At 39.9% G+C, this 21,005-nt stretch carries 20 protein-coding genes; 12 read left to right on the top strand and 8 right to left on the bottom strand.

What is annotated here, in order from left to right; translation table 11 throughout:
- Positions 1 to 84: 84 nt before the first annotated feature.
- Positions 85 to 1,341: a M48 family metallopeptidase gene (locus ABD985_RS06020; RefSeq protein ID WP_345370043.1), complete on the bottom strand. Its 1,257-nt coding sequence runs from the start codon at positions 1,339 to 1,341 to the stop codon at positions 85 to 87.
- A 208-nt stretch (positions 1,342 to 1,549) separates the two neighbouring features.
- Here ABD985_RS06020 and ABD985_RS06015 point away from each other — a divergent pair, with 208 nt between their 5' ends.
- Complete coding sequence (locus tag ABD985_RS06015) at positions 1,550 to 2,068, top strand: hypothetical protein (protein WP_345370042.1); 519 nt, start codon at positions 1,550 to 1,552, stop codon at positions 2,066 to 2,068.
- 147 nt (positions 2,069 to 2,215) lie between these two features.
- Here the strand turns inward: ABD985_RS06015 and lpcA are convergent, their stop codons facing one another.
- Positions 2,216 to 2,800, bottom strand: a complete 585-nt coding sequence (gene lpcA / locus ABD985_RS06010) for a D-sedoheptulose 7-phosphate isomerase (protein ID WP_345370040.1) — start codon at positions 2,798 to 2,800, stop codon at positions 2,216 to 2,218.
- 199 nt (positions 2,801 to 2,999) lie between these two features.
- On the opposite strand from lpcA, the gene radC reads away from it, so the two are divergent.
- Both radC and ABD985_RS06000 read left to right on the top strand, forming a co-directional pair.
- On the top strand, positions 3,000 to 3,695 hold the full coding sequence (gene radC / locus ABD985_RS06005) for a RadC family protein (protein WP_345370037.1): 696 nt from the start codon (positions 3,000 to 3,002) through the stop codon (positions 3,693 to 3,695).
- A 252-nt stretch (positions 3,696 to 3,947) separates the two neighbouring features.
- The gene (locus tag ABD985_RS06000) at positions 3,948 to 4,580 is read left to right on the top strand and encodes a DUF1684 domain-containing protein (RefSeq protein ID WP_345370035.1); all 633 of its coding nucleotides are present in this window, start codon (positions 3,948 to 3,950) and stop codon (positions 4,578 to 4,580) included.
- Positions 4,581 to 4,681: 101 nt separating this feature from the next.
- On the opposite strand, the gene ABD985_RS05995 is transcribed toward ABD985_RS06000, so the two are convergent.
- Positions 4,682 to 5,017 (bottom strand): hypothetical protein, encoded by a 336-nt coding sequence (locus ABD985_RS05995; RefSeq protein ID WP_345370033.1) that lies wholly within the window; start codon positions 5,015 to 5,017, stop codon positions 4,682 to 4,684.
- 461 nt (positions 5,018 to 5,478) lie between these two features.
- On the opposite strand from ABD985_RS05995, the gene ABD985_RS05990 reads away from it, so the two are divergent.
- From ABD985_RS05990 to egtD, 6 genes are all read left to right on the top strand, one after another.
- A complete protein-coding gene (locus ABD985_RS05990; protein WP_345370032.1) occupies positions 5,479 to 5,832 on the top strand; it encodes a hypothetical protein in 354 nt (117 codons plus the stop codon).
- 85 nt (positions 5,833 to 5,917) lie between these two features.
- A complete protein-coding gene (locus ABD985_RS05985; protein WP_345370031.1) occupies positions 5,918 to 6,403 on the top strand; it encodes a Spy/CpxP family protein refolding chaperone in 486 nt (161 codons plus the stop codon).
- 124 nt (positions 6,404 to 6,527) lie between these two features.
- Entirely contained in the window at positions 6,528 to 7,619 is a 1,092-nt protein-coding gene (locus ABD985_RS05980; RefSeq protein WP_345370029.1) for a sensor histidine kinase, read from the top strand.
- Positions 7,609 to 8,325, top strand: coding sequence for a LytR/AlgR family response regulator transcription factor (locus tag ABD985_RS05975; RefSeq protein WP_345370027.1), 717 nt, complete (start codon positions 7,609 to 7,611; stop codon positions 8,323 to 8,325). The genes ABD985_RS05980 and ABD985_RS05975 overlap by 11 nt, the downstream gene beginning before the upstream one ends.
- 189 nt (positions 8,326 to 8,514) lie before the next feature.
- Positions 8,515 to 9,756, top strand: a complete 1,242-nt coding sequence (gene egtB, locus ABD985_RS05970) for an ergothioneine biosynthesis protein EgtB (RefSeq protein WP_345370025.1) — start codon at positions 8,515 to 8,517, stop codon at positions 9,754 to 9,756.
- A gap of 224 nt (positions 9,757 to 9,980) precedes the next feature.
- Complete coding sequence (gene egtD / locus ABD985_RS05965) at positions 9,981 to 10,979, top strand: L-histidine N(alpha)-methyltransferase (protein ID WP_345370024.1); 999 nt, start codon at positions 9,981 to 9,983, stop codon at positions 10,977 to 10,979.
- A gap of 60 nt (positions 10,980 to 11,039) precedes the next feature.
- Here the strand turns inward: egtD and ABD985_RS05960 are convergent, their stop codons facing one another.
- From ABD985_RS05960 to ABD985_RS05950, 3 genes are all read right to left on the bottom strand, one after another.
- Complete coding sequence (locus ABD985_RS05960) at positions 11,040 to 12,005, bottom strand: hypothetical protein (protein WP_345370022.1); 966 nt, start codon at positions 12,003 to 12,005, stop codon at positions 11,040 to 11,042.
- Between the two features lie 200 nt (positions 12,006 to 12,205).
- Positions 12,206 to 13,084 carry a peptidyl-prolyl cis-trans isomerase gene (locus ABD985_RS05955; RefSeq protein WP_345370020.1) on the bottom strand — a complete coding sequence of 293 codons (879 nt, stop codon included), beginning with the start codon at positions 13,082 to 13,084 and terminating at the stop codon, positions 12,206 to 12,208.
- Positions 13,085 to 13,166: 82 nt separating this feature from the next.
- Positions 13,167 to 15,044 (bottom strand): DUF3604 domain-containing protein, encoded by a 1,878-nt coding sequence (locus tag ABD985_RS05950; protein ID WP_345370019.1) that lies wholly within the window; start codon positions 15,042 to 15,044, stop codon positions 13,167 to 13,169.
- 131 nt (positions 15,045 to 15,175) lie between these two features.
- On the opposite strand from ABD985_RS05950, the gene ABD985_RS05945 reads away from it, so the two are divergent.
- From ABD985_RS05945 to ABD985_RS05935, 3 genes are all read left to right on the top strand, one after another.
- A complete protein-coding gene (locus ABD985_RS05945) occupies positions 15,176 to 15,739 on the top strand; it encodes an HD domain-containing protein (RefSeq protein ID WP_345370018.1) in 564 nt (187 codons plus the stop codon).
- A gap of 89 nt (positions 15,740 to 15,828) precedes the next feature.
- Complete coding sequence (locus tag ABD985_RS05940) at positions 15,829 to 17,868, top strand: M3 family metallopeptidase (protein WP_345370017.1); 2,040 nt, start codon at positions 15,829 to 15,831, stop codon at positions 17,866 to 17,868.
- Positions 17,869 to 17,990: 122 nt separating this feature from the next.
- Positions 17,991 to 19,631: a S8 family peptidase gene (locus ABD985_RS05935; protein ID WP_345370015.1), complete on the top strand. Its 1,641-nt coding sequence runs from the start codon at positions 17,991 to 17,993 to the stop codon at positions 19,629 to 19,631.
- A 60-nt stretch (positions 19,632 to 19,691) separates the two neighbouring features.
- On the opposite strand, the gene ABD985_RS05930 is transcribed toward ABD985_RS05935, so the two are convergent.
- Together ABD985_RS05930 and ABD985_RS05925 are read right to left on the bottom strand one after the other, a co-directional pair.
- Complete coding sequence (locus ABD985_RS05930) at positions 19,692 to 20,090, bottom strand: nucleoside 2-deoxyribosyltransferase domain-containing protein (protein WP_345370013.1); 399 nt, start codon at positions 20,088 to 20,090, stop codon at positions 19,692 to 19,694.
- Positions 20,091 to 20,283: 193 nt separating this feature from the next.
- Entirely contained in the window at positions 20,284 to 20,982 is a 699-nt protein-coding gene (locus tag ABD985_RS05925) for a DUF4231 domain-containing protein (RefSeq protein WP_345370012.1), read from the bottom strand.
- Positions 20,983 to 21,005 lie beyond the last annotated feature (23 nt).

The following is a 21,005-nucleotide window of genomic DNA, read 5'->3' as shown; positions in this document are numbered from 1 at the left end:
TGTGTAAAAATTCATAAAGCATATAAAAAAAAGAGGCATTTGAAATTAGATTCAAATGCCTCTTCTTATTTTTTTATGCAAGGATTAAACTCCTTTTTCGATGGTTTGCTGTACATTTTCCATGGCTTCCATACGTTTTAGTAATGGAGGATGAGAGTAGTGGAAAAATACATAAGCAGGATGAGGAGTAAGGTTGCTTAGGGAGTCTACTGTCAGCTTTTTAAGGGCAGCAATTAAGTCGATCCCACTAGAAGTACGAGTGGCATATTCATCCGCTTCGTACTCATTTTTTCTAGAGAAGACATACATCAACAGATTGGTAAGAATCGACAGTGGGCTATAAAGTAAGCTAAAGGCTAGCAACCCAAGGTGAAACTTGTGTTCACGTCCTCCCAGGGCAATAGACAAAGCTTCCATGTCAATCACCAAACTGAGGAGGTATAATGTGATCAGCATATTAATCCCTGTAATGAAGATGTTCTGAAGCGTATGTTTTTTCTTGTAGTGGCCAACTTCGTGTGCCAATACTGCGACAATTTCTTCTTTTGATAGTTTTTCGATCAGAGTGTCGTAAAGAACGATGTTCTTACTGCTTCCCAAGCCACTAAAGTAGGCATTGGCTTTGGTAGAACGTTTGGAGCCATCTACAACCATGATATTCTTAAGTGGAAAGTCTACTCCAGCAGCATAGGTTTCAATAGCTGATCGTAACTCACCATCTTCCAAAGGAGTTAGCTTATTGAACAAAGGAACAATAAGGTTGGTGTAGAACATGGTCATCAATAAGGCAAAGCCCATGAAAATTGCCCATCCATAGGCCCAGAAGTACGCTGGGTTGGTTTGATAAAACCAAATAAATGCACTTAGTAAAGCTCCTCCTACTAACGCACCCAATATCCAACCTTTGATTTTATCTCCAAGGTAGGTACCAATGGTCATCTTGTTAAAACCAAATTTCTCTTCAATAACGAAAACATTATAAAGTTCGAACGGGATACTGATCACATCACTGAGTAAAGTGATTACACCAAAAAACAATAAAGCTTGTAGGGTGATATCTGTTGTAATTCCAGAAATGATTTGATCGACCCATCCATAGCCTCCAAAAAGAAGCATTCCCATTGTAAACAGGTATCCTACCAGGCTACTCCAAAGACCAAACCTAGTCTTGACAGCAGCATATGCTTGTGATTTTTCGTATTTATCTTCTTCGTAAATGCCCTTCAGTTTCTCAGGAAGGGGCTGCTTCATGTGTCGCCCATTCAGGTGCGATAAAATACGCTCCAATAAAAATTCCGCAGTGACAATAGCGATAATAGCGTACAATAATATTTGTTCCATATATGATTTTTGATAGTTAATGACTGATGTTCTACAAATATACCGCTCTTATGGAGTACATAAAAGTGAACCCTAAAATTCCCCTCAGGATATCCAAAAAGGCCTTTGTGAGCAACCTATGTTAGAAGTCATTCACAAATGGAAACTTATTGGATTATGAAGGGGTTTTGAAGATAACGAATAAATAGTTATCCAAAAACAATTTACTATGAGGTACTTGAGTTTGCTAACGGCTTTTCTACTCTTACACTTTTCAGCATATACCCAAGTGAAAGAGTCTTATCCAAGAAGTGATGTGGTGGAGCAATTAATACAAGAAATCCAAACACCACAGACGTTTGCTTATCCCTTACCTCCAACAGAGGATTGGGCTGTTTCAGATACATTAAATGATTTTCAGTTTTCCTCAGCAGCTTATTCTGTAAGAGGGATAGCAACAGCTGAAGTATCCTCAGAAGTATCCATGATTGAAATGTCAGAGGAATTAAAGCCTTATTATGAACAGGCTAATGAGGTAGGAGAACAGGTCGAAGAGATTAAAAATGAAAAGTATATTACCCCTTACACTACGGTGACGCCAAATTTTGAGTTTCGTAAAGAGTACGAGGTGATCGGTAAATATTCCACCTATTATTCTGATGGGAATTTTATCTACATCAATGGGACCAACCGTATTTATAGTGATAAGGAAGTGCCCCCTTTCCGAATGGCAACGATCACTTTCTAGTGATTTTACCACTATATAAACTTTCTTTCAACAGTTTGATTCTGGCAGTAGGAGACCTTGTTCTTCTGCTGCTTTTTTGTTGAATCGTTAAACAAATCAACTCATCATGTAATAATGAAATTCAACGATTCAACAATTCAACAGCCATTAGCCCTTAAAGACTTGTTGCTCAATGAGGCCAATCAATATATGGATCACTTTGATGTGTATCTCTTGAATACGATCAGCAAAACCAAAGTGAGGTACACGGATCTCTATATCGGCCAGTTGTCCTAGTTTTCCTCCATCTTTTCCGGTGAGTACAACTGTTTTCATACCTTTTTTTGCGGCAGCTTGTACCGCATGAATGACATTGGCTGAATTACCACTAGTACTGATGCCCAGTAAGACATCTCCAGAGAAACCCACTCCTTCTACATATCGGGAAAAGATATAATCAAAACCATAGTCATTGCCCACACAAGACATATGGCTGGGATCCGCAATAGCAATAGCTGCCAGGGAGGGACGTTCCTCACGATAGCGGCCGGTTAGCTCTTCTGCAAAATGCATGGCATCGCAATGAGAACCTCCATTACCACAAGAGAGAATCTTTCCGTTATTTAATAGTGCCTGACTCATCAATAGTGCAGCACTTTCGATACGTTGTAGGTTCTCCGAGTCTTCTAAGAATGCTTTTAATACCCTTTGGGCTTCCTCTAATTCTCCTTGAATGAATGCTTGATAATTCATAATCTTCAACCGCTTCAGTTTCTAGGGACCTTTTTTATAGTCTCTCAAGTATGGTTTAAATCAAGTGGCAAGATAAAAAATCATTTGTTGATAATGTTTATGATGCCGAAAATGTTTGCTGTATACTATTATTAACGCCAAGTCCAAATGGTTGCCTTTTGACGAAATATTTTGGCTTACAACTAATAACGTAAAAGCCATGACGGAAAAACAAAATTCTTTAAAGAGATCAGGTTCAAAAGAACAACCCAGAGAGAAACTTTTAAGAACCGGGTTAAAAGCAATGACTGATGCAGAACTATTGGCTATTATTCTTGGAGCAGGTAGTAAAGGAGTGTCTGTTTTACAGTTAGGAGAACAGCTTATGGAATCGGCGGGGGGAGATCTTCATAATTTGGCGCGTATGACCACAGAAGAAATGAGTAGTTTACATGGTGTGGGCACAGTAAAGGCTTTAGTGGTTCGCAGTGCCTTAGAGCTTGGAAGAAGAAATCGTACATTACCTAAACAGAATAATCGTATTAAAATAGAAAACTCTCAGGTGGTCTATGAGTTAATGGCGCCTCAACTACTTTATTTACAGCATGAGGAGTTTTGGATTATTTTGTTGAATCGGTCCAACGAAGTATTACATCAGGTACAGTTGAGTATAGGAGGTGTTGCCGGAACCATAGCTGATCCCAAGTTGATTTTTAAGTATGCCTTAGATCGTCTGGCTTCTTCCATTATTTTGGTACACAATCATCCTTCTGGGAATGTTCAACCTAGTGCTGCCGATAAAATGTTAACTCAAAAAGTAAAGCAAGCAGGGGCTTTTTTAGATATTAATGTATTGGATCACCTTATTCTTGGGGAAGGGCGTTATTATAGTTTTGCGGATGAGGGGAGTCTTTAATTGTTTATTGCTTATCGTTTAAAAAAATGTTTATCGATTATTGCTTATCGTTTAGGAGTAAAATAATTTTCTTAACCGATAACCGATAACCGATAACCGATAACCGATAACCGATAACCGATAACCGATAACCGATAACCGATAACCGATAACCGATAACCGATAACCGATAACCGATAACCGATAACCGATAACCGTTTTAATTATCAGAAGGGGTTATTATCTTGCGGAATAAACAAACAAGCAGATGCTATGAAAAAAATAATACTAGGATTGATAGCAGTAATAGGGGTGGCTATCGCAATATATACTGCAACAGAAAGGACTGATATTCCTGTGAATGAAAACTACGAAAAGGAAATACAAGCTCATCGCAAAGATCTTGATGAGGATTTTAGAGGAGAGGGATCTCCATTAAGAGAAGAGGAGAGGAATACTTTTGAGGGTTTATCCTATTTCCCTATTAATCCTGATTTTAAGGTAAAGGCCGAGTTGGAATGGGTACCTTATCAGCAACGTTTGGATATTCCTACTACACAAGGGAAAATGAGAACTTATCTAAAGCGTGCTATTGCGCATATAGAACTGATGGGAGGCCATTACCATTTAAGTTTGCTTCAAGATGAATTCCCTCCAAAGGGAATGGAAAATACTTATACGTTGGCTTTTACAGATAAAACCTCAGGCCATACCACTTACGGAGGTGGACGTTACCTAAATGTGGAAGTAAGTGGAGGACAAAGAGAAGTGGTGATTGATTTTAATAAAGCTTATAATCCTTACTGCGCTTATAATCCTGATTACGATTGTGTAATCCCTTTGAAGGACAACCATATTGGAGTAGCAGTGAAGGCTGGAGAAAAAGCTTATGAAGGTAAAAAGTAAGGGCGACCCTTGTGGTCGTCCTCCTCTTGTGGTCGACTTTTCTTTTCTCCCAACAAAATCAAAAACGGGTGCGATATGTAGTATATCGCACCCGTTTTTGATTAACACCCATATTCATTCATAAATGCTTTGATACGCTCTTCCTCATGGGTAATACTAAACTCCAGGTAAGCAGTTTGGGTGAAGAGATCTTTCACATTTTGCTTTTGAGAGAGTTGTGCTAACAATCGTTGGCATTCCTCTTTCATCTCTAGAAGTTTACGATTGATGCCTTTGTAGTTGTGTTGGAAGTCAACGGATAGGCAGAAGTTGATTTCTTGAAATAGGCTCCTCTGAAGCGTGATTAATTTGTGTTGTAAGCTGTTCAATTTAAAGAACGCCTCGTCAGTAGAGGATGGGGAGTTTTTGACTGCAAATTGTTGAATGGACGTTGTCATTGATTTATAGGAAAACGTGAAAATATAGTTCCGCAATCGGTTGTGAAGGCAAATGTAGGGGCTAATGTGACACAATGCAAAATACTCCTAAATAAAAAAGTAGAAACTGATGAAATAGTACAGTTCTTTATGGGTAATGTAATATCCAAAAGCTGCGAAAACACATGTAAGGTTTTTGGGTAGTGAGCAGTGAACAGTGATCAATTTCCAATGAGCAATGAATAGTGAGGAGTAAACAGCGAGCAGTGAGGGATAAGCAGTAAATAACTGAAAATTGAAAATTAACATCGCTGTGCTGTCAACTCTACATCTAAAGTATCAAGTTTCACTGTGAACCTTGTCGGGATGATGTTAGAGATTGTCGATGAAACCCTCAGGTTAGTCTATTCCATTTATTAATAAAAAGGGAATACTACATCTTTGAACCATCAACTAATCAAAAAAACAAAAACACAAGATATATGAAGAAGCTATTAATATTCGCAATCATGATCGTAGGAGTCAATTTCTCTGTACAGGCACAAAGAGGAAACGGGCCTTCTCCACAAGAACGTCTAGATGAGATGATTACGAAAATGGATGCTCGTCTTGATCTGGATGATGTACAAGAGGAAGAGATTCGATCATTGCATAAAGGGTTTTATCAGGAAATGAGAGCGGCCAGACAAAGTGGTACGATGGATCGTGAAGCAATGAGGGCAAAACGTCAGGAAAATGAAAAGAAGATTCTGGCAGTATTGACGGAAGAGCAACAAGAATTATATGAACAGTATAAGGATGAGTGGCAGCCTGCAAGAAAAGGTAGAAGACGCTAACCATTACTTAAGGACTAAGTTTGAATAAATTAATCAACGAGGAATGAAAAGGGAACTTTCATTCGTCTATTAAAGAAATAACGCTATGAAAACAACAGGAAAAGTACTATTGATGAGTATACTTGCAGTGATGTTGAGCATGCCGGTATGGGCTCAAAGAAGAGGGGGCATGGAAGGTAACGAACATCACCGTAGAGAAGGTCAGGGATACCCTGAAATGGGAATGATGCATCGCCTAGATAAATTGCCGGATATCACAGAGGCCCAAAAAGAATCGATCAAGGAGATTGTAATGAAGGCTCAAAAAGAGGCACTACCCTTGAAAAATCAAATGGGAGAACAAAAGGCAAGATTGCAAACGCTTTCTACTGAGGATAAAGCCGACATGAAAGCGATCAATAAGACGATTGATAAGCTAGCAGATCTCAAGGCTCAAACGATGAAGATTCGTGCTGCTGCGAGACAGGATATTCGTCAGGTACTTAACGATGAGCAGCGACTTATTTTTGATACCCATATGCAACACAGAAATGGAAAGCATGGACACAGAAAAGGTCCGAGAGGCAAGTAAGTAAGGGCGACCCTTGTGGTCGCCCCAACAAAAGATAAAAGGTAAAAGGTAAGAGGTAGAAGGTGAAATAGGATTAATTTTCTCCTTCCTCCTTTATTAGGTAACTCCTCCAAAAATATTGATTATGCTGGATACAACGACAACAAACGAACAAGGTAAGGGGCAAGGATTAGTGGTCATGATGCATATAGGTATTTGGCTACTAGTGTTTATAGCTCCTTTATCATTGATGGGTAATCAGGAAGAGTTACTCTTTAATAAACGTTTGCTGATGCGTTATGTACCTTTTTTATTCTTTCCTGTAGCATTTTATGTGAACTACTACCTATTGGTTCCTCAACTTCTATTCAAAAAGAAGACAGGCTATTATATTCTATCGGCCATCTTATTGATTATAGTACTGATGGTGCTACAGCATCTTTTGACACGTTACGTGCTCTTTCATGAGGGGCCTCCTCATATGGGAAGGCGTAATTTGTCGGCTTATTTATCGAAACGCTTTTGGAGGGTGGAGTCGATATCCCGTGCAATGATATCTCTAGCGACTATGATTGGGCTAAGTACGGCGATTAGGGTTTCTTACCGTTGGTTGAGAGATGCCCACAAAGGGGAGCAGTTGAAAAAAGAGAAAGCAATGGCGGAATTATCTCTGCTCAAACATCAAGTTAATCCCCATTTTTTTTTCAATACCCTCAATAATATTTATGCATTGATTGAGCTGCGTCCACAGGATGCGCAACAAGCGGTGCACCGTTTGTCACAAATGATGCGTTATGTTTTATATGAATCGGAGGAGCGCTTGGTGCCCTTGAATAAAGAGCTTCATTTTCTTGAACAATATATAGAATTAATGAAAATGAGAGTATCCAAGGGAGTGGAAATAGAAGCAGAATGGCCGGATAAAGTAGAGGATAGGGTAAAAGTGCCTCCACTATTATTAGTTACTTTCGTAGAGAATGCATTTAAGCACGGAGTGAGTTATCAACACCCTTCCTGGATCAGGATAAAATGTACCTTGGTAGGAAAAAAACTATTTTTTGAGATAAGGAATAGTAATGTGAAAGCATCAAACCAACCTAAGGTGCATGAAGGAATAGGGTTAAAGAATATCAAAAAACGTTTAGATCTTCTTTACGAAGCTACTTATGAGTTAGAGATGAAGCAGAATGAACATGAATTTCAGGTTAAGTTAATTTTGGATGCATATGAAAGTTAGATGTATTGCTGTCGATGATGAACCTTTGGCGTTGGAGTTATTGAGTAGTTATATTCAAAAAACACCTTTTTTGGAGTTAATGGGCGCCTATGATTCTTCCCTAAAAGCCATGGAGCATGTCCAAAGGGAAGAGGTAGATTTATTGTTCCTTGATATCCATATGCCTGACCTATCCGGCTTGGAGTTTTCCAGAACATTGAATAAGGAAAGGGTGATCTTTACTACCGCCTATCAGGAGCATGCCTTGGAAGGTTACAAAGTAAATGCAATCGATTATTTACTAAAACCTTTCACTTACCAGGAATTTCTTGTTGCAGCCCAGAAAGCCTTGAAACTTTTTGAGTTGATAAAAGGACGAGAGGAGGAGAAAGAAAATGTTTCCGTTCAACAAGACTATCTTTTTGTAAAGTCAGAATATAAGCTCAGAAAAGTACTCTTAAATGATATTCTATATATCGAAGGTCTGAAGGATTATATTAAAATCCTTACCAAAGAGGAGATGATTCTCTGCTTGAGTAGCCTAAAAGGAATCGAACAGAAATTGCCGGAAGATCGCTTTATGAGGGTACATCGATCCTATATTGTTGCATTGGAAAAAATTGAGATGATTGAGAGGAGTCGGGTGGTGTTTGGAGATACATATATTCCGATTAGTGAGCAGTATAAAGAGAAATTTAATAAATACTTAAACAGTAGAATGTTGTAAAAAATTTGGATTTATCCATTTAAGCCATAATTTGATATTGTTTTTAGGGGTGGGTATTTTTGTGTAACGTTAGTCAATACGTCATTGACATCGTAGGAAAATCTTTTGGTCTTTTTGAAGAAGACTTATTTTTTCTAAGCCATTATTATCACTCCCCAATAACCCTCAAAATGAAACTACCTTCAAATTATGACGCACTTGTATGAGCACTATCAGATGGTCCGTTCACAAACAGAGCGTATATGCGCTCCTTTAAAAGTGGAAGACTATGTGGTACAACCCATTGTGGATGTGAGCCCTCCCAAGTGGCACCTGGGCCATACCACTTGGTTTTTTGAAAACTTTATTTTAGCGGCACATTACCCGGGGTATCAGCTTTATAATCCTTCCTTTAATTTCTGTTTCAATAGCTACTATGAAAGTCAAGGTCCCCGTGTACAACGTGCATTGAGAGGGAACTTAACCCGCCCTCAAATAGAAGAGGTATATGCCTATCGTCAATATGTAGATCAATATATGCAACGTTTTTTTGAGCAAGGGTTATTGACAGAGGCGCTTACCTATGTGTTGCAAATAGGAATTAATCATGAACAGCAGCACCAAGAATTACTATTGACAGACTTAAAATATATTCTAGGAAATAATCCCCTGTTTCCGGCCTATATAGAAGGAAAGTCCTTGCCTGAGGCATCACCTGCCAAGCCAGCAAATTGGTTAGCAATAACAGAAGGAGTCTATGAAGTAGGTCATGAAGGAGAAGAATTTTGTTATGATAATGAACAAGGAAGACATAAGGTCTTTTTGCATGCCTTTCAGGTACAAGATCGCTTAGTAACCAATGCAGAGTACATGGCTTTTATGGAAGATGGAGGGTATGAGCAGTTTCAGTGGTGGAAAGCGGAAGGACTGGATTGGGTGCGTAATACAGGAGCTCAAGCCCCTTTGTATTGGTTTCATGAACAAGGAGAGTGGTGGCAATACACCCTTTATGGATTGCAAAAGGTTAACCCAGACTTGCCAGTAACTCATATTAATTATTATGAGGCAGATGCTTTTGCCAGATGGAAAGGCTTACGTTTACCTACAGAGTTTGAGTGGGAGGTTGCCTGTCGTCAATACGCAGAAACTCCCTCTCCGGAATCCAACTTACAAGAAAAGCAAAATTTCATGCCCATAGGAGAGCAGCAAGGTATGCAGTTCTGGGGAGATGCCTGGGAGTGGACGGATAGTGCTTATTTGCCTTACCCTTTTTATAGTCCACCGGAAGGTGCATTGGGAGAGTATAACGGTAAGTTTATGATCAACCAAATGGTTCTCAGAGGCGGATCTTGCGCTACTCCTGACAGTCATATCCGAAGCACTTACCGCAACTTCTTTCATGCCGATAAGCAATGGCAATTTACCGGTATACGTTTGGCTCAAACCTTATAGGGAGTGGTTTATCGGTTATCGCTTATCGTTTAAAAAAAATATTGAAAAAATACCTTTAGGGTATTGTCTGTTACTTAGGGGAAAAATAATTTTCTTAACCGATAACCGATAACCGATAACCGATAACCGATAACCGATAACCGATAACCGATAACCGATAACCGATAACCGATAACCGATAACCGATAACCGATAATTAAAAATTAATAATCCATCCCAAGAATATGAACACAGTGACAAAAAATCATTCCTCATCAACGACTAAGAATACCCCAACCTATGATACCGCTATGGCCGAGGAAGTATTGAAAGGGCTACAAGCAACACAAAAATACTTGCCTTCTAAATATTTTTATGATGGTATAGGAGACGAGCTGTTTCAGAAAATCATGGCTATGGAGGAGTATTACCTCACAGATTGTGAAATGCAGGTTTTTCGTGAGCAGGCGACAGAAATCTTCAAAATGCTATTTGGTGATGATCAGCATGCTTTTGATGTCGTAGAGTTTGGAGCAGGGGATGGAACCAAGACAAGGGTACTTTTAAAATATTTTCTGGAAAAGCAATTAGACTTTTCCTATTTGCCGATAGATATCTCTGAAAATGTATTGGAGCAATTATCCCTTAGCCTAAAGAAAGAGTTGCCGGCATTGGATGTACAACCCATGGCTATGGATTACTTTAAGGCATTGGAGCAGTTACAAAGTAAGTCTAAGAAGAAGGTGGTATTTTTCTTGGGTTCTAATATTGGGAATTTGACGAGGGAAGATACGGTTAAGTTTCTTCAGCAACTTAGCCAGAAATTGAATAAGGGGGATATGTTATTGATGGGCATGGACCTGAAAAAATCTCCTGCAACGATTCTACAAGCCTATGACGATCAAAAGGGAATTACCCGCGATTTCAATATGAACTTGCTGGAACGGTTGAATAAAGAGTTAGGAGCAGATTTTCAGGTGGAAAATTTTCAGCATTTTCCTTCCTATAATCCACTCACAGGAGAGACCAAGAGTTTTTTGGTAAGTAAAATAAAGCAGTCGGTACACTTTTCTCTTCTAGGGAAAACGGTTCATTTTGAAGCCTGGGAGGCAATTTATACGGAATTATCTAAGAAGTATGATTTAAAAGAAATACAGCAAATTGCTCAAGAAACAGGCTTTGAGGTAAAGCAGCATTTCTTTGATGACCGACAGTATTATGTAGATACCCTTTGGGTGGTATAAGTATTGTATTGGAATACAGATAATATAGACCCTCGCCTCAGGCGGGGGTAATGCTCCTTGTCAAACTAGAATATTTAACGTCCACTTTTCCGTCGCATCACAACCGATACGTTCCTTAAATGTACAAAGCCCTTCATCAGGGATGCCGTGCTCCGAAGATGGGCCTATATCTAAAATAGTAATCTTGTCCTGATAGTACTCAAAGAGTTGATAGGATAAGTAGTTCATGGTGTAAAGGTGACGGTATTCCTTTAGGTCTCCCCAGTAAATTACCTGGGCTATTTGAGAGGTGACTTGGAAAATAATAGCGGCAGCTATAGGAATACTTTCATAATAAACCAGAAAACAGTCCATAGGAATAACTTCGCTACTATTGCATAAGGCTTCCCAGCTTAGACGTAAAGGGTAGTCGTTCTGTTTTCTGTTTTCCTGAATGATTTGATAGGCCTGATAGCAATCCTGTTGGGATATGCACTTATAAAAAGAGAGATTCGGATTCCTTACCCCCTTCAAGATATTTTTCCGCACTCCTTTAGCAACTTTCTTTAAGTAATGCTGGAAGGAGTTCAAAGAAAAGGAATGATTGATATCGGTATAAGTGATTTGAAAACCATTGTAGGTCAATGCTTCTTTGATCATGCTACTATGCGAAGTACTGTAAATAGAGGGAGGTAAGGTGATGTTGATAATAGAAATAGACTGAGATTTTGCAAACAGTCTAAGTGCCTGTATACAGTCTTGAAGTAATGATGTTGATGGAACCTTCAAAAAGGTAAACCCTCCAAAGGGGGCTGAATACGGAGATAGTAGAGCGTCCTTTTTCTTTCCCATAATAATACCTCCCACCACCTTGCTGTCAGCATCCTCAAAAACAAGATAAATTACTTCCTCTGCCAGGTGTTGATGTCGTTGGTGGAATGCGGTGCTATTATAAGCGTGTGCAGCTTTTGGAAGCAATTTGTGATAGACATCCTTGCTGACGGCATGACATTGGATCATTTTGGAACAAGCTCTAATACTCAACATAAACGACAAATTTATACAGTAATGTGGACTATCGTAATATTTGATTAAGAAAGTCTACGCATACTATCGTAGTTAAGATGGAAACTGTCGCATAATGGATGTCTATCGTTTATTATTGGTAAGCGATAACCAATAACCAATAACCAATACCCCGTATATTATTCCATAGACAGTAACAGGGTTAACCTCAAACACTATACTTATTGAGCGGTATGTTGAAGTGATATATCTCCTAACAACTCTTGGTATTGGTCGGAGGTAATAATAATGTCATAATTTTCCTTAAACTTTTCATAAATCATCTTTCTTCCCATCTTTTCTGTATCATACACATAATCTCGCTCTAATTGATTTCTTATATCGTGAAAGTCAGGAAGTGTTGCAGGTGTTTTCTCCTTGATATAAATAAGATGGTAGCCTAAGCCCGATTGTATAGGACCAAACCATTGTCCTAGAGGGGCATCGGATAGTGAAGTGACTATAGCACCTCCCATGGTTTTATTGATTTGTATGGTATCAGCAGCTACGAACTCTTTTGGAATAAACAGGGGATCTCCTGTGTGAACAAGGTGATCCTCTTGCTTAGAGGTTTTATGTTGTTGTAAGAGTTTGTTGGCTACTTCCTCAGGGTTGCTGTGGTGATCATAGGTAAATGGAACCTGTAGGAAGGAGTAGGTAGGTGGTCTCTGATACTGTTCCTCATTTTCACGAAGATAAGCTTTTAACCGTTCATCTGTTGGTGGATCAGCCAGTGTGGAGAATGTATTGGATAAAAATCTCATTTTTTGGGACAACCTACGTTTGATTACCTCATCGTCATGATCAAGGTTCATGTTAAGAGCTTCCCTGTAATAGACTTCTTGCTCGACATATTCTTCTATGAGTTTTTGAAGCTCCTTTTGTGAAGGAGGTCGCTTCCATTGTAATTCCCAAATGCCCGATAGATGAGCAAGTTGAGCATCATCGATGATGATTTTTCGATGTTTGTCTGTTTCATTGGCACTCCATGAGTAGATGCAAAAAATGATAACACCTGATAGAAGAAAATGAATGAGGGGTTCTTGGATAATGCGTTTCATCGTAAACAGAAAGTAGTCAATAAAGTGAATGATAGATCCTCGTAGAGAGACGCCCTGTATGGGCGTCTCAGAAAGCTGATAATTACTTCGATGTAGGAGTATACCAGATAGGGCTACTCCACCCTCTTTCTTGAATGCTTGTAGGTAGATCTTTTCGAGGTTCAATACCTAGTTTTTTGGCATCGTAAGTACTCCAGCGAGGGGTAGGGATTTCCAGTACTCTTACATAGTAGAATGCATGTAAATTCGCATCAAATTCTGGATCAGTCCAAAGGGCTTTTAGTTCGGTGTCACCAATATCATTCGTATAAGTAGCTTTAGAGGCATCGACAGTATTGCCAACAGCAGGGGCATTTCCTGAGGCATCAACCGTTCGCCCATCTGAAAGGGCGATATTGTAAATCTTTTCTTGTGTTTTACCGGATTGATCTACCCACCCTTTGATAATTTGTATACGATCCAGGTTAGCGCCATTAGCTTCCTTGATGGCGTGTACCGCAAAAATGGGAGACTTATTAGAAGCAGCAGCCGATAAATCCCCTCCCATAGGAACGCCCTTTTCATAGGCCATTTTGACCCAATTATTATCCTCCATCAGTTCTTTTGAGTACTCAAAACTCCCAAAAAATCGTACTTTTAGTCGGGTGCCTGAGGTAGCAAAAGTTTCCTTTCTCATCATGGCTTCAAAAAGGGCTTCTCGTGTATTGGACTCGGCCCAAATACCTGCCAAGCCACCAGAACTGAACTCACGGATTTGCTGATTCAGAGGATCTGGACTACCAGGGATACCATTGAGACGGTGCTTAGGATCGTTTTCCATTCCAAATTTGCCGGTATAGTTATCTTCTTCTATAGAGGAGGCTGAGTTATGGGTGTCAGAGTCACCAATTACGCCATATTTAAAAGGGTTTCCTGCTCCCTTTTTTTCCAACTTAAGTCCATCTTTATAGGCTTCTCTCAAATAGCTTCCTTTTCGGTTTTTAGGACGTTCGGTGATTGCTGACAAGGTATAGTCCCAAATCTCAAAACCCGCAAATTCATCATTTGGACTAAGGTCAGGGTGTGCTTCTGAGGTTCCTTTGATCTGGGTAATTTCGTAGAGTGGTTCATTCCTCATTCTACTTTCGCTGTAGGCTTTCGTGATGGGTTGGTCATCGGAATCGACCATCTCAAACATCATTCCGTCACTGGCGTTACCATTGTGTGGGACAGCCAGTAAGGTAGCCCCATTTTTACGGGCATTTTCCATATACTTCCATAAGTCTTCTGGCTTGGGAGAGTCAAATACAGAATAGGGGAGTTGTGGGATATTCTCATTATTAGCAAATAAGACGACACGGTGAAGATTACGGTTGTTGGGAGCGGAAGTCCATTCAAAGGCAGAGAAAGTGGTGAACTTTCCGGGCTCATTATGTTTGTCTCCAATTTTAATAATCTCTTGCCATAAAGACTGGGCAAGTTCAGTGTCATTGAGCTCATCTTGAGGGATACCTTTGTTCATTTCATCCAATACCTCGGCAAACGCTTGGGTGGCTTCAGCTTGATCGTCTGAAGTAATCCGTTTCGCAATAGGAAGTTTACTGAAAGGACTATTTGGGTCTTCCATCTTTTTGAATACCCCCATATATTCTGCATGCTCAGAGACGGCATACCAATCCAAAGGGACTTTGATTTTTAGGGGAGTGCCGTCACCACCACCAGGGATTGCTTCACCTTTGGCCCATCGGTAAGCATCATCAGGTTCGGTAACTGACCCATTGGTGAAGCCGTCAAACGACCAACTGGTATGGATATGAAGGTTACCAAAGTAAGCCTCCTTTAAAGGATTTTTGGGAACTTCAACAGATTTCTTGGATTGATCTTTTTGGGTGTTCTTTTGATCTGTATTCTCATTGGAGCAGGCTGAAAGTAAGAAAGAAGCCCCAAGGGTAAGAAGAATGGTAGTTAAGAGGTGTCTCATTGGAGGGTTTTGTGGTTTATGAGTTCAATAGGGTTATTATTTAATATTGTTTAAAATAAATACTTTATAAAAGAATACAGCATTTTTTTCTGCTGAATAGAAATTTTGAATCGTTTTTTATCAAAAAGTCAATGAATCAATTACAAGACCTTTACCAAAAAGCAATCCGTTTTGCTGGAGAAAAACATGCTAACCAACAAGTTCCAGGGACTACGGCCAATTACCTTTTACATTTATCGAATGTAGCCATGGAAGTGATGGTGGCCTATCAACACGACCCTGTGTTTGATGTGCAATATGCAGTGCAGTTAGCCCTACTGCACGATACATTAGAAGATACCGATTGTGACTTGGATGAATTGTCTGAGATGTTTGGAGAAGCGATTGCTGAAGGTGTCGCTGCTTTAACCAAGGATGATCGTATTGAAGAGAAAGAAGAGAAGATGAAAGACTCTCTCCAAAGAATTCTGCAATTGACTAAAGAAGTGGGTATCGTAAAACTGGCTGATAGAATTACTAACCTACAGCCACCTCCATCCCATTGGAGTACGGAGAAATGTAGTCGTTACAAGCAAGAAGCCAAATTGATCCTCAATCGGTTAGGACATTGTAATGTTTACTTGTCTGAGCGACTGCAAAAGAAGTTGGCCGTTTATCCTGTAACAAGGAATGGAAAAATGCATACCCAAGACTAATCACCTTCTATGAGTTTCAGGTTCGTAAATAAACAATATTTGCTTATGTTAGTATTTATAACCATTAATGAGAAGGAATTAAAGAAAATATGAATCCACTATTATCAACATTTAATACACCATTTGGAACGGCTCCTTTTGACAAAATTAAGGAGGAGCATTACTTGCCCGCAGTAAAAGAAGCCATCAAGATGGCGAAAGAAGAGGTAGAGGTATTGAAGAAGAATGCTGATCAGCCGTCTTTTGAAAATACGATTGAGGCACTGGAAAAGACAGGGAGAGTTTTGGATCGTGTGACCACTATCTTCTTTAATCTTAATTCGGCAGAAACCAATGAAGAAATTCAACGTTTAGCTAAGGAAATTTCTCCACTGCTGAGTGAGCATAGCAACGATATTCTTTTTGATGAAGAGTTATTCAAGAGAGTAGAAACGGTATATGCAAACAAGGATACGCTGACCTTGACGAAGGAACAAGCCACTTTGTTGGATAAAACCTATAAGGCTTTTGCAAGAAATGGAGCGGCATTAGGAGAGGAAGATAAGAAGCGCCTGAGAGAAATCAGTAAGCGTCTGTCAGAGTTATCGTTGACCTTTGGAGAGAACGTATTGGCAGAGACCAATAAATATGAGATGGTGCTGGAAAAGGAAGAACAGCTGGCTGGACTTCCTGAGTATGCTGTTGAGGCAGCGGCCATGACTGCAAAGGAGAAAGGCTATGAGGGGAAATGGGTCATTACATTGGAGTATCCTAGCTATATTCCATTTATGACCTATGCGGATGATAACACTTTGAGAGAAGAGTTGTTTAGAGCTTTCGGTAGTAAGGCATTCAAGGGAGATGAACTGGATAACCAGGCGATTATTCAGGAAATCGTTGAGCTAAGAGCAGAGAAGGCAAGGTTGCTAGGGTATGAAACGTATGCCAATTATATTCTGGAGGAACGTATGGCCAATAGTCCGGAAAAAGTAAAAGACTTTTTGAAGGATTTACTGGAAAAAGGAAAACCGGCAGCAGTTAAGGAAGTAGCAGAAGTGACCGAATTAAAACGCCTTTCAGGAGAGCCTGCCGATATGCAACGTTGGGACTGGGCATATTACTCAGAAAAGCTTAAGAAGGCACGCTATAATATTGATGATGAAAAACTAAAACCTTACTTCAAGTTAGAGAACGTACTGGAAGGAGTGTTTACGGTAGCTAATAAGTTGTTTGGAATATCTTTTGAAGAAAGAAAGGATATCCCATTATATCACCCTGATGTAACGACTTATGAAGTAAAAGATGAAGAAGGACAACACGTCGCCATTTTCTATGCAGATTTCTTCCCTAGAGCGGGGAAAAGGGATGGTGCATGGATGACTTCTTACAAGCCGCAATACAAAGAGGCAGGGACAGACGAGCGTCCGCATGTATCTATTGTTTGTAATTTCTCCAAGCCAACAGCATCCAAGCCATCATTGTTGACCTTTAATGAGGTAACTACCCTATTCCATGAGTTTGGACATGCCTTGCATGGTATATTGGCTAATGGAACGTATGCATCCCTTTCAGGAACGAGTGTGTACTGGGACTTTGTAGAGTTGCCGTCTCAGATTTTGGAGAACTGGGCTTATGAAAAAGAGTGTTTGGACCTGTTTGCCAAACATTATGAGACAGGGGAAGTGATTCCAATGGAATACGTTCAGAAAATTAAGGAAGCGAGTACTTTCCTGGAAGGGTATCAAACGGTAAGACAAATTAGCTTTGGTTTACTGGATATGGCGTATCATGCTTCTCCAACTGGAAAAGTAGCAGAAGTAGCAGCCTTTGAGGAAGCCGCTTTTGGTCCGACGAACTTATTGCCATCCGTGGAAGGGACGATTATGAGCTGTGCTTTTAGTCATATTTTCCAGGGAGGATATGCTTCTGGGTACTACAGCTATAAGTGGGCTGAGGTATTGGATGCTGATGCGTTTGAGGTATTCAAGAAAGAAGGAATATTCAATAGAGAGACTGGAGAGCGATTCAAGGAAAATATCCTTTCCAAAGGAGGAAGTGAACATCCAATGGAGTTGTACAAGCGCTTTAAGGGAGGAGAGCCAACGGTCGATGCACTGTTGAAGAGAGCAGGATTGTTAGTGAAAAATTAATAACAACTGTACGGGTGCGATTCATCGCACCCATCGTTTATGGAACATTCCAACAAGGATAATCCTTATACAAATACAATAATTTTTTAAATAAATATAAGCTTCAATTAATCATTATTCGAATGAATATAAAGCAAATAATATTACCAGCATTTCTCGCTGCTGCAATGGGAGTGTCTCAGACTGCTTTAGCACAAGGAGAGGAAGATCCATTAAGAGGTGCTAAACCCAATTGGTACAATTTGGATAAAACACAAGATGGTGTTTACGGGATAGGAGCTGAAAGAGCCTATCAGGAAATCCTTAAAGGAAGACAAGGAAAGAAAGTAGTAGTTGCCGTAATTGATAGTGGTATTGATATCGGTCATGAGGACTTGAAAAATGTAATTTGGGTCAACAAGGATGAGATCGAAGGTAACGGCAAAGATGATGACAACAATGGATATGTAGATGATATGCATGGTTGGAACTTTATCGGAGGACCTAATGGCGAGCACGTGAGTGGGGAGACGTTGGAGTTGACCCGTGAGTACGTGAAATTGAAGCAGAAGTACGCTGGCAAGGAAGAGAAAGAGATCAGCAAAAAAGATCGAAAAGAGTATCAGTACTTCAAGGAAATTGAGGAGAAGTATCAGGAAGGAGTAACAGAAGCACAGCAGAACTATGGTGCAATTTCACAGATGGTGGAAATGTATGAGCGTTCGGATAAACTGATGCAGGCTTACTTTGGAATGGAAGAAGTGACGATGGATAGTCTACAGACAGTAGCTTCTGCGGATAACAGAGTGATGGGCATGGCTCAGTTTCTAATGAGTATGAAGATGAACGGCTACAAGTTGAAAGACTTGGAGGATTATCAGGAATATCTGCAAAATCAGTTGGAGTTCAATTATAATACAGAATTGAATACCAGAGAGATTGTAGGAGATGATTACAATGATTTCTCACAGCGTTTTTACGGTAATAATGACGTCTATGGCCCTAGTGCAGATCATGGTACACACGTAGCGGGTATTATCGGCGCACAGCGAGACAATTCCTTGGGAATGAAAGGGGTTGCAGATAATGTAGAAATCATGGTGGTTAGAGCAGTGCCTGATGGCGATGAGAGAGATAAAGACGTAGCAAACGCTATTCGTTACGCAGTGGATAATGGCGCACAGATTATCAATATGAGCTTTGGAAAGGCTTACTCACCAGAAAAGAAAATCGTAGATGATGCGGTAAAATATGCGATGAGTAAAGGAGTCTTGTTGGTACATGCAGCTGGTAATGATAACAAGAACACCGACAAGGAAACGAACTTCCCATTGGATAAATACGACAAAGGGGGGTATGCCAAAAGCTGGATTGAGGTAGGAGCCTTGAACTGGGAAGATGGCAAGAAAATGCCTGCGGACTTCTCTAATTATGCAAAGAAGAATGTAGACTTGTTTGCCCCAGGGGTGGATATCTATTCTACCGTACCAGAATCAAAGTACAAAGCCTTGAATGGTACAAGTATGGCTTCTCCTGTTGTTGCGGGTGCAGCAGCAGTATTGATGTCATATTATCCTGAAATGACAGCGGCAGAGGTGAAAAAGGTTTTGATGAGAACGGTAACACCAATGAAGAAAGAAGCAGTTTACTTGCCAGGTTACAAAGGGAAATTGGCACAGGGAGAAACAGCTGAAGAGGTGAAGTTTGGTGATCTATCCGTTTCAGGAGGTATCCTAAATCTCTATGAAGCAGTGAAGTACGCAGAAGGGAAATACGGAAAGTAAATGATAGAGTTTATGAGTTATGAGTTTAAATTTTAAACTCATAACTCATAAATTTATAACTCATACGTTAACTTCTTGGTTGAGAAAGCTTGCCGCCTCCTCCATATTAGAAAATACTTTGGCGCCATTTTTTTTGACCATGGCGATAATTTTTTTCAGTGATTTCACTTGGTGCTCTGAGAACCATTGATTTCCGTCGTTATTAAGAGGAATAAAGAGGGTTTTTTCAGGGCGTTTATTGGAATCATCTACTAGCTCAGCAATAGAATAAAACCCTTCTGCTTTAGGGGTAATGACATAAAGGCAATAATCACAATTTTCTCGCTCAAACAGTTCTCGTTGGTAAGCCGCCTCGTCCCAGTCATCGACTACAGGGTTGAAGTAATCAATTTTGAGCATTGGAATAAATAAATCCCTCCACACAGAGCCGTTTACGGTACCTCCTAAAAAAACTTTCATATTTGTATGGTTTAATTCCTCTAAAAAATAGAGTCGAAAAATAAGTGAAGGAGCGGGCAAGGAAAGTTACTCGCTCCCTTTTATGATGCAGTTGGCTTTTTTCACTGCAACAGCCTGTTACCTTTATAACGAAAAATATGCCGATTGCTGTGCCATCTGTACTTTATATTTTTATGGTAAGTGGTAAGCGCTATTATCGATTCTTTTTCCCTTGTTGCTGATTTTTAGTAAAGTCTCCTTCCATCTGCCATTGCTGGGAGTAGTTTTGCTGTCTCTTCTGGCTATTATTATTTCCTTGCTGTTGAGAAAGATGCCATTTCTTGGTTTCCGAGCTTAAGATATGCTCAATTTTTTCCACAAAACGAGGGAAAGCATCCTTCTCGTCATAAGGCTCTGTCTTGGTAATGTACAGGTACTTTTCACGTTGTAACTCTTCAGAGTTGTAGCGATATTCTTTCCATAATTTGTGATAAGTACCGAGCTCCTGCAGTTTGTTAAGAATAACAACTGCAACACCTCCCAAGGTGGCAAAAAGTTGTAACCATTTATCCAGGTACCATGTAGCGGGAACAAAAGAAGGGACTGCAGCACTAAATGTAATCAGAATAGGGACAGTGGCCGCCAGGTACGATTCAGCCTTTTTCATCCGTTGGTAGTTTTTCTTATTTTCCGAGCTTTTACGGTCGTACCATGATATCTGAGAGTCTACTCTCTCCTGTATATAAAGGGTATCCTTCATAATTTCAGCATCTCTGGGAACAGGATCGTAATTATGGGCAACGCCTTCATAATTCAATTGCTCGTTCTCATCTATATGTGTTTCAGCAGTGATGCTGATGGATGGCTTTTTGTTTTCATCCTTTCTCTCAATAGCAGTCTCTTGTTCTTGCATTGTTTGGAATGCGCTTTTAATTG

Source organism: Algivirga pacifica (genome assembly GCF_039543525.1).
GTDB lineage: Bacteria > Bacteroidota > Bacteroidia > Cytophagales > Flammeovirgaceae > Algivirga > Algivirga pacifica.
Note: the sequence above shows the minus strand (reverse complement) of the source record. Positions and strands in the feature narration are given on the sequence as shown.